The organism is Vulcanococcus limneticus LL, from assembly GCF_943369875.1.
GTDB classification, from domain to species: Bacteria; Cyanobacteriota; Cyanobacteriia; order PCC-6307; family Cyanobiaceae; genus Vulcanococcus; species Vulcanococcus limneticus_A.
Genome location: NZ_CALROT020000017.1, coordinates 42702 through 50405 on the forward strand (window position 1 = coordinate 42702; position 7704 = coordinate 50405).

The window sequence follows — 7704 nt, forward strand, 5'->3', positions numbered from 1 at the left end:
AACCGGCGGGGCCTGAGACCTCAGGTGCAGCTGGAGCCCCAGACCCCAAGGAGCGCGCCCGCAGACCTCAGCGGCGCCGGGGACCGCCGGGGCGGTTGCCGCCGGGGCGGGGACCGGTGGCGCCGGCATTGCGCTCCCGGTAGGTGATGCGACCGCGGGTCAGGTCGTAGGGGCTGATCTCCACCAGCACCTTGTCGCCGGCGAGCAGCTTGATGCGGAACTTGGTGAGCTTGCCGGCAGCGCGGCACAGGCATTGGTGGCCGGCCGGCTGCTCGAGGGTCACGAGATAGAACCCGTTGCCCTGCTCTTTCTCGATCACGCCGGAGGTCTCAATCATGCGGGGCTGCCAGGGAACGTTCGAACTGCTGACATCAGCTTAGGTGTCGCCCCCACCACACCCCCTGGTCGGTGCCGCCCATGACCTACGCCCGTCGCGCCGGACCGGGGCGGCGTCTAGGGTCGCAGCCCCTGCCGAGGCCCGTCCCGGGCCGATTGCCAATGGTGCTGCCGCCCCTCTCGCTGGACCTGGGTCTGTTGCTGATCTCGATCGGCGTGGTGAACCTGTGGAAGGCCCGCCAGGCCTCCTGAGCCGCTCCGGCCCAGCAGCGACCAGCCGTCAACGTCCCTCCGACCGCCCCTGACGACGCTCCTGTTCCACAAGCCCTACGGGGTGCTGAGCCAGTTCACCCCGGAACCCGGCAGCCGCTGGGGCTGCCTGGCGGAGCACATCCCCGTGCCCGGGGTCTACGCCGCCGGTCGGCTCGATGCCGACAGCGAGGGGCTGCTGCTGCTCACCGCCAACGGCCGGCTGCAGCAGCGGCTCACGGATCCGGCCTGGGGCCACTGGCGCCGCTACTGGGCCCAGGTGGAGGGTGATCCCAGCGAGGAAGCCCTGCAACACCTGCGCGAGGGCGTGCTGGTGCAGGGCAGCCCGACCCTGCCGGCCCACGCGCGACAGCTGGATGGGGCCGAACTGGCGGCCGCCGCCCTGCCTGAGCGGGTGCCGCCGATCCGCCACCGGCTGCAGGTGCCCACGGCCTGGATCGAGCTGGAGCTGCGCGAGGGCCGAAACCGCCAGGTGCGCCGCATGACCGCCGCCGTGGGCCTGCCCACCCTGCGGCTGCTGCGGGTGGCCATCGATCTGATGGATGGCGAACCGCCCCTGGACCTCACCGGCCTGGCCCCCGGTCAGTGGCGCGCGACCGAGCCGGAGGAGGAGCGGCGCCTGCAGCGCCTGCTGACCCGGAGCGGACGTTCTGCCGCCGGCCCTGCCGCCAGGCCCCGGGGCCGCGGCGGCCGTGCCGGCGGCGGGAAGTCCGGCCGCAGCGGCGGTGGTGGGTAGGGGGGCTTAGCCCAGGGCATCGCGCAGTTCGCGCACGGCCTGGAGCTGACCGTAGTAGTAGTTGGCCCGGGCCCGCAGGGCCGGGTCCTCCAGGCTGTCGAGGGCGTCGAAGCCCAGGCTCTGCCAGAGCTCATGGCCGCAGGCCCGGGTCACCTCCTCGATGGCCTCCTGCTCCAGGTTGCCCAGACGGCGCTGGAGGTTCTTGATCTGGGCGACGGACATGGCACGAAAGGCCGCCCACGACGGCCGAAAACGGAGCAATATCACCCATAGTACAGACGCACCACTGGGCGATGGAATGGGAAGCCCTGGGGATCCGGCCTGACGTGGTCGGCCCGGCGGAGATCTTGCCGGCAGGCTTCAGGCCGGGATCAACCGGCCCTCAGAAGGGCAGCTTCTTCTTGGCGTCCTTGTCGAGATCCGCCTCCATCTCCCGCAGGCGCCGCAGGATCGTGTCGTAGTACTCCTTGAGATAGTCGTCGAGCTGGGTGGTCTCGGCCGGGTCGAGGCCGAAGGCCGCGTAGCTGGCCTCCATCGGCGCCTCGAGGCTGACGCCGCCGCCGGTCACCTTGTCGAAGGCGAGGCGCTCCACCACGTTCACCGCCGGCTCGAAGAAGGAGGCCACGGCCTGCATCGCCCGCAGCAGCACGGGCTGCACCCGGAACACCCGCGCCGACTTGCCGCTGTACTTCTCACAGAGCTGGGTGATCTCGCCGGTGTTCCAGGCCCGGGGGCCCACCACCGGGAAGGCCTGGCGGACGGTCTCAGGGCGCTCCAGGGCGGCCACCGCGAAGCGGGCCACATCCTGGGTGTTCATGTAGGCGATCGCGGTGGGGGTGCCGCTCACCCACACCGTCTGGTTCTCCAGCACCGGAATCGCCACCTGGCCGATCACGCCCTGCATGAAGGCCACGCAGCGCAGGATCGTGTAGTCGAAGTCCGAGTCGATCAGCAGCTGCTCGGTGCAGTACTTGATGTCCATCAGCGGCACGTCGCGGTGCTTCTCGGCATCCAGCAGCGAGATGAACACCACCCGCTTCACACCGGCCCGCTGGCAGGCGTTGAAGAGGTTGAGCTTGCCGGTCCAGTCGGTGTCGTAGACACTGCCGCCCTCGGTGGCCCGGGTGCCGGCGGCATCGATCACCGCCTCCTGGCCCTCGAGGGCGTAGTCGAGGCTGTCGGGCTCCAGCAGGTCGCCGCGGGTGAGCTCGCAGCCCCACTCCTGCAGGAACGACGCCTTGCGGGGGGTGCGCACCATGCAGCGCACCTGGTGGCCGGCGTCGAGGGCGCGCCTGGCGATCTGACGGCCGAGGGTGCCCGTTCCGCCGATGACCAGAACCCGCATGACCCTCGCTCAGTGAGGACCGAGCCTAGAGGTGCGCCTGGCTACAGCGCGTCGGCAACCTCCCTGGAAGGGCGTTGCGCGGACGGGCCCAGGCGCCCTCAGGCTCACTGGCCCTCGAGCTTGAGCAGCAGCAGGCCACCCACCAGGCCCACGGGGATCAGCAGCCAGAAGATCGCCGCAGTGCCGAAGATTTCAGAGGCCATGGCCGCTTGCCGTAACGGCCTACCTATTTAGCGTGTCGGCCGTGGGGCCCGGGGCCGCGCGGGCTGGCCTGTCATGGGCTGGCGGGATTCGGAGCCCCGGCGACCCGGGCCGCCGTGATCCGGCCCGCCAGCGCCAGCACCCGCGGCCAGGGGGCATCGCTGCGCAGCTGGCCCGCCATCACGCCACTCGGGCAGGCGCTCCATCCCTCCGCCCGCAGGGCCTCTACCAGGGCCGTCAGCGGCGGCGGTCCGCCCCCCAGCCGCCGGGCCAGCTCCGCCAGGGGCCAGCAGCGGGCCGGCTCGCCAGGGTCGCGGCGCAACGCCTCCAGCAGCCGCGCCCCGGCCCGGCCCAGGCTGGCGGGAGCCCCGTCCGCCACGACCCGCCGCTCCAGCTCGGCCATGGCGGCCAGGGTTGGAGGATGCTGCAGCGGACCGAGCCAGAGGGGCCCGGAGATCGCCAGCGGCGGTGCTTCGGACCCGGAACCGGCGCCAGAGCCCGCCGCCAGGCCCGCTCCCAGCGGGCAGGCACAGGCCGGCCACTGGCGCAGGGTCAGCAGCGGCTGCACCAGCTGCTCGCCGCAGCCGTGGCAGTGGGCCAGCAGGCCAAGCCGACGCTCCTCACCGCTCTCCGGCCGGCGCAGCAGCTGAACGGCCGTGCGGAAGGTGCGGCCCTCGCTGAAGCTGAACAGGGGCCGGACCCCACGCCCCAAGGCCCAGGCGGCCCGGGCCACCACCCCGATCTGCAGGCGCAGGGCCAGCTCCCAGCTGGCGGGATGGGCGCGGGCGGCGGCCCCCAGGGAGCGCACGGCCGCCGGCCGGTCATGGCCGGTGGGGGAGCGGCCGTCGGTGCTGGCCAGATAGAGCACGCCGCCGAAGGCCAGGGCCTCCAGGGCCAGGGGCAGCAGCGGGGTGGGACAGCCGAAGGCGTCCAGGTCGAGCAGGTCGAAGCGCTCCTCCCGCAGCAGGCAGTCGGCGAGGAGCTTCTGGGCCGTGAGGGCCGTGCACCGCAGCGCCACGCCGGCAGGCGCCAGCGGCGCCAGGTTGGCCTCCAGCAGGGGCAGGCGATCGGGGTCGGCGTCGTTGGCCCACACCGCCGTGGCGCCGGCCTCCAGGCCGTAGCGGAGGGCGCGGATGCCGCAGCCGGCCATGGCATCGAGCACCCGCAGGCCCGCCGCGGGCGGATCGGCCCCGCCGCCGGCGCCCTGGGCCAGGTGGCGGGCCAGCAGCACCCCCAGGTCGCGGCCGGGGCGGGAGTCGGGGCGGAAGAAGCCGGAGCCGGTGTCGAGCTGGACGGCACCCTCGGCGTGCAGCGGCATCGGCGGCGGGCGGCTGGCACCGCATCCTGGCCGGCCGGATCCGAGGGGCCGCGCCTCGGCGGTCTCGACCGGCAGCACCGTCATCCCGCTGGCCGCGAGCGCCGGCGGCCTCGCCGCCTGCCCGCGGGCGGCAGCAGGATGGAGAACGTCCACGCCCCGGCCGCCATCACCGCCCAGCCCGCCCCCTTCGCCGGCCCGGCCGCCAACGCTCCGGCCACGGCCGCTGCGGTGCCCGGGCCGATCGCCCCGGCGCTCCACGGCCCCCAGTGGGGCGAGCACGGCCAGTGGCACTGGCGCGGCCACGCCTGCCACTGGCGCCAGCTGGGGGATCCCCGCCATCCGCCGCTGCTGCTGCTGCATGGCTTCGGGGCCGCCAGCGGCCACTGGCGCCGCAATGCCGCCGACCTGGCGGCGGCGGGCTGGTGCGTGTACGCCATCGACCTGATCGGCTTCGGCGCCTCGGCCCAGCCGGGCCACCACCGCCACCGCCACCTCGACAACCGCCTCTGGGCCCGCCAGGTGCAGGCCTTCCTGGCCGAGGTGGTGGGCGGGCCGGCCGTGCTGGTGGGCAACTCCCTCGGCAGCCTGGTGGCGGTGAGCTGCGCCGTGTTCTTCCCCAGCTGGGTGCGGGGCGTGGTGGCGGCGCCGCTGCCCGATCCCACCCTGCTGATGCCCGTGGCGCAGCGGCGGCGACCCTGGCGGAGGCACCTGCAGCGGCGCCTGGTGGTGGGCCTGTGCCGGCTGCTGCCCCTGGAGCTGCTGCTGCCCCTGATCGCCCGCACACCCCTGCTGGATCTGGGTCTGCGCTCCGCCTACGCGGACCAGGGGGCCGTTGACACCGAGCTGCGGCGCCTGATCGCCCGCCCGGCCCTGCGGCCCACGGCCGCTCGCTCCCTGCGGGCGATGAGCATCGGCATGGCCCTGCGGCCCCGCGGCGCCACCGCGGCGGTGCTGCTGGAGCGGATGCAGCAGCCGCTGCTGGTGCTCTGGGGCAGCCACGACCGGCTGGTGCCGATGCAGGTGCGTCACCGCCTGCCCGCCCACAAGCCCGATCTGGAGCTGCAGGTGCTGCCGCAGCTGGGCCACTGCCTCCACGACGAGGCACCGCAGCACTTCAACCGCACCCTGTTGCAGTGGCTGGCCCAGCTGGAGCCCCAGCCGGCGCCGGCGGATGCGTAATTTGGGCCCAGATCGACGTCAGGGCACCGCCGGGCATGAAGCACACCCTCTCGGTGCTGGTGGAGGACGAATCCGGGGCCCTCAGCCGCATCTCCGGCCTGTTCGCCCGCCGCGGCTTCAACATCGAGAGCCTGGCGGTGGGCCCGGCTGAAGACGCCGGCTCCTCGCGGCTCACGATGGTGGTGGAAGGGGATGACCACACCCTCGAGCAGATGACCAAGCAACTCAACAAGCTGGTCAACGTGCTCGCCGTGACCGACCTCTCGGCCATCCCCTCGGTGGAGCGGGAGCTGATGCTGCTCAAGGTGTCGGCGCCGCCGGAGCAGCGCTCCGCCATCCTCGATCTGGTGCAGGTGTTCCGCGCCAAGGTGGTGGACGTGGCCGACACCGCCCTGACCCTGGAGGTGGTGGGCGACCCGGGCAAACTCGTGGCGCTGGAGCAGGTGCTGCAGAGCTACGGCATCCTCGAGATCGCCCGCACCGGCAAGGTGGCCCTGGAGCGGGCCTCCGGCGTCAACACCGCCTACCTCAAGACCACCGCCTCAGAGAAGCGGGTGCCGGCCTGAACCCCGGCTGAGGCCAGGCCTCAGGGCCTGTCCTTCACCAGGGTGCCGCCCGAGAGCAGGGTGGCCTTCAGCAGCTTGTCGCCCTGGTTGAGGCGATCCACCACATCCATGCCCTTGCTGACCCGGCCGAAGACGGCATAGCGGCCGTCGAGCTCAGGCAGGGCCTGCAGGGCGATGTAGAACTGCGCACTGGCGGAGTTCGGGTCCTCGGCGCGGGCCATGGCCAGGGCGCCGCGCTGGTGGGGCAGCGTCACGCGGGTGAGCTGATCGGGGCCGGCACTGACCTCGCCGTAGCGGGGCTTGGCCTCGCCGTTGAGGGCGATCTCCAGGGGCAGGTAGCGGGGCTGGCCGCTGGCCGGGTCGATGAAGCTGCCGCCGCCGAGCTGGTCCACCGGCACCTTGGGATCCCGGCTCTGGGGGTCGCCGCCCTGCACCACGAAGGGCGCGGGCTCCTTCACCACCCGGTGGAACACTGTGCCGTTGTAGACACCGCGCCGCACCAGATCCACGAAGTTGCCCGCGGTGAGCGGCGCCGCATTGCCATCGAGGCTCACCTGCACCTCGCCCTTGCTGGTGAGCAGCGACACCACGGCCTTGCCCTGCAGGCAGGGAATCCCGCCGCTGCCGCAGCCCAGGTCGGAGCTGGGGCCGGGCGCGGCGCAGGCCACCGGGCCCAGGGGGCTGAGCAGCAGGGCCAGCACCAGGGCCAGGGGGCTGAAGCGGCGCAGCCGCGCGGGCAACGTGAGAGAGGGGGTAGCGGTCATGGGGATGGGCATCGGAGCGGGGGCGGAACGGGCTGGCTTCACACGCCCTCGAGCGGCACCCCCAGGAAACGGGCCAGCTCGGCACCTTCGCGCTCCAGCTCCACCAGGGGGAGCGGTTCGCCCACGCGCGTCAGGGGCAGGTCGCGGCGCCCCTGCACCCGCAGGGCCAGGCGGCGGCGGGGGTTGAGGCCGTCGCGCACCTCCACCTTCACCGCCTGGATGTCCTTGAGCGGCGTCTCCACCTGGATCAGCTGGCGGAAGCCGCGGCGGGTCACCACCAGGCGGCCGGCCGGCTTGTCGAAGCGGTTGGAGCCGGCACCCACATCGATACCGATCACGGCCCACAGATACGTGGCCAGCAGCACGGCCGCCACCCCGTAGAGGCCCATCACCAGGCCCTGGGGCACCCACACCAGAGCGGCCGGGTGGCCGATCGGCAGCAGGTCCTGGCCCAGGTAGCTGGAGAGGCTGGTGAGCAGGAAGCCGATACCGCCGGCACTCACCACGGCGGCCACCAGCACGTTGGAGAGGCGGCGGGAACCCAGCACCGCCTGCTCAAGCACCACCGGGGCAGCCGCAGCCGGTGCGGACTGGGCGGAGGGAACGGAGGCCATGGGGGGCGAAACGCCAGGGGGCTGCCATCTTCGCTCCCCCCGCCGCCGCCCTGCCGGACGCGAAAGCCGCCCATGGGCCCGGGGCCGTCGAGGGCCTGAGCACTAATACCCAAACGCCAATGGTGACGGGCCGTGTCAGCGCGCCAAAGCCGCCCGCGCGGCGGCTGGGAACGTTGTTACGATCGCGCGGTAACCCTCAGCTCGCGGGTTTTCCGCACCGCTCATTCCGCTCTCATGACGATCGCTGTAGGGCGCGCGCCACAGCGGGGATGGTTCGACGTCCTCGATGACTGGCTCAAGCGCGACCGCTTCGTTTTTGTCGGTTGGTCGGGTCTGCTGCTGTTCCCCACCGCCTACCTGGCGCTGGGGGGCTGG

General features: G+C 73.0%; 10 protein-coding genes and 1 pseudogene. 4 read left to right on the forward strand and 7 right to left on the reverse strand.

The features are described from left to right. Positions 1 to 67: 67 nt before the first annotated feature. Positions 68 to 337 carry a translation initiation factor IF-1 gene (infA, locus tag ACLV7J_RS14575; RefSeq protein ID WP_015108791.1) on the reverse strand — a complete coding sequence of 90 codons (270 nt, stop codon included), beginning with the start codon at positions 335 to 337 and terminating at the stop codon, positions 68 to 70. Positions 338 to 637: 300 nt separating this feature from the next. On the opposite strand from infA, the gene ACLV7J_RS14580 reads away from it, so the two are divergent. Then, a complete protein-coding gene (locus ACLV7J_RS14580) occupies positions 638 to 1342 on the forward strand; it encodes a pseudouridine synthase (RefSeq protein ID WP_411869796.1) in 705 nt (234 codons plus the stop codon). Positions 1343 to 1348: 6 nt separating this feature from the next. Here the strand turns inward: ACLV7J_RS14580 and ACLV7J_RS14585 are convergent, their stop codons facing one another. The 4 genes from ACLV7J_RS14585 to ACLV7J_RS14600 form a co-directional block, all read right to left on the reverse strand. After that, entirely contained in the window at positions 1349 to 1564 is a 216-nt protein-coding gene (locus ACLV7J_RS14585; RefSeq protein WP_255128734.1) for a hypothetical protein, read from the reverse strand. A 160-nt stretch (positions 1565 to 1724) separates the two neighbouring features. After that, positions 1725 to 2687 carry an NAD(P)H-binding protein gene (locus ACLV7J_RS14590; RefSeq protein WP_411869789.1) on the reverse strand — a complete coding sequence of 321 codons (963 nt, stop codon included), beginning with the start codon at positions 2685 to 2687 and terminating at the stop codon, positions 1725 to 1727. A 104-nt stretch (positions 2688 to 2791) separates the two neighbouring features. Further along, positions 2792 to 2890, reverse strand: coding sequence for a cytochrome b6-f complex subunit PetM (petM, locus tag ACLV7J_RS14595; RefSeq protein ID WP_255128736.1), 99 nt, complete (start codon positions 2888 to 2890; stop codon positions 2792 to 2794). A gap of 71 nt (positions 2891 to 2961) precedes the next feature. Then, complete coding sequence (locus tag ACLV7J_RS14600) at positions 2962 to 4290, reverse strand: N2,N2-dimethylguanosine tRNA methyltransferase (RefSeq protein WP_411869790.1); 1329 nt, start codon at positions 4288 to 4290, stop codon at positions 2962 to 2964. Positions 4291 to 4344: 54 nt separating this feature from the next. Between ACLV7J_RS14600 and ACLV7J_RS14605 the strand changes: the two genes are divergently transcribed. Further along, on the forward strand, positions 4345 to 5385 hold the full coding sequence (locus tag ACLV7J_RS14605; protein WP_411869791.1) for an alpha/beta fold hydrolase: 1041 nt from the start codon (positions 4345 to 4347) through the stop codon (positions 5383 to 5385). Positions 5386 to 5420: 35 nt separating this feature from the next. Next, positions 5421 to 5951, forward strand: coding sequence for an acetolactate synthase small subunit (gene ilvN, locus ACLV7J_RS14610; protein ID WP_255128739.1), 531 nt, complete (start codon positions 5421 to 5423; stop codon positions 5949 to 5951). 20 nt (positions 5952 to 5971) lie between these two features. Here ilvN and ACLV7J_RS14615 read toward each other — a convergent pair whose 3' ends face one another. Both ACLV7J_RS14615 and ACLV7J_RS14620 read right to left on the reverse strand, forming a co-directional pair. Further along, positions 5972 to 6715: a peptidylprolyl isomerase gene (locus ACLV7J_RS14615; RefSeq protein ID WP_411869792.1), complete on the reverse strand. Its 744-nt coding sequence runs from the start codon at positions 6713 to 6715 to the stop codon at positions 5972 to 5974. A gap of 38 nt (positions 6716 to 6753) precedes the next feature. Continuing rightward, entirely contained in the window at positions 6754 to 7329 is a 576-nt protein-coding gene (locus ACLV7J_RS14620; RefSeq protein WP_411869793.1) for a photosystem I assembly protein Ycf4, read from the reverse strand. A 234-nt stretch (positions 7330 to 7563) separates the two neighbouring features. Here ACLV7J_RS14620 and ACLV7J_RS14625 point away from each other — a divergent pair. Next, a pseudogene (locus ACLV7J_RS14625) lies at positions 7564 to 7704 on the forward strand (photosystem II D2 protein (photosystem q(a) protein)); the annotation flags it as partial.

Excerpts from the sequence above, each read along its gene's own strand:
- ACLV7J_RS14620 (WP_411869793.1), bottom strand. The coding sequence starts at position 7,329 with ATGGCCTCCGTTCCCTCCGCCCAGTCCGCACCGGCTGCGGCTGCCCCG.
- ACLV7J_RS14585 (WP_255128734.1), bottom strand. The coding sequence starts at position 1,564 with ATGTCCGTCGCCCAGATCAAGAACCTCCAGCGCCGTCTGGGCAACCTG.
- ACLV7J_RS14590 (WP_411869789.1), bottom strand. The coding sequence starts at position 2,687 with ATGCGGGTTCTGGTCATCGGCGGAACGGGCACCCTCGGCCGTCAGATC.
- petM (WP_255128736.1), bottom strand. The coding sequence starts at position 2,890 with ATGGCCTCTGAAATCTTCGGCACTGCGGCGATCTTCTGGCTGCTGATC.
- ACLV7J_RS14615 (WP_411869792.1), bottom strand. The coding sequence starts at position 6,715 with ATGACCGCTACCCCCTCTCTCACGTTGCCCGCGCGGCTGCGCCGCTTC.
- infA (WP_015108791.1), bottom strand. The coding sequence starts at position 337 with ATGATTGAGACCTCCGGCGTGATCGAGAAAGAGCAGGGCAACGGGTTC.
- ACLV7J_RS14605 (WP_411869791.1), top strand. The coding sequence starts at position 4,345 with ATGGAGAACGTCCACGCCCCGGCCGCCATCACCGCCCAGCCCGCCCCC.
- ilvN (WP_255128739.1), top strand. The coding sequence starts at position 5,421 with ATGAAGCACACCCTCTCGGTGCTGGTGGAGGACGAATCCGGGGCCCTC.
- ACLV7J_RS14600 (WP_411869790.1), bottom strand. The coding sequence starts at position 4,290 with ATGACGGTGCTGCCGGTCGAGACCGCCGAGGCGCGGCCCCTCGGATCC.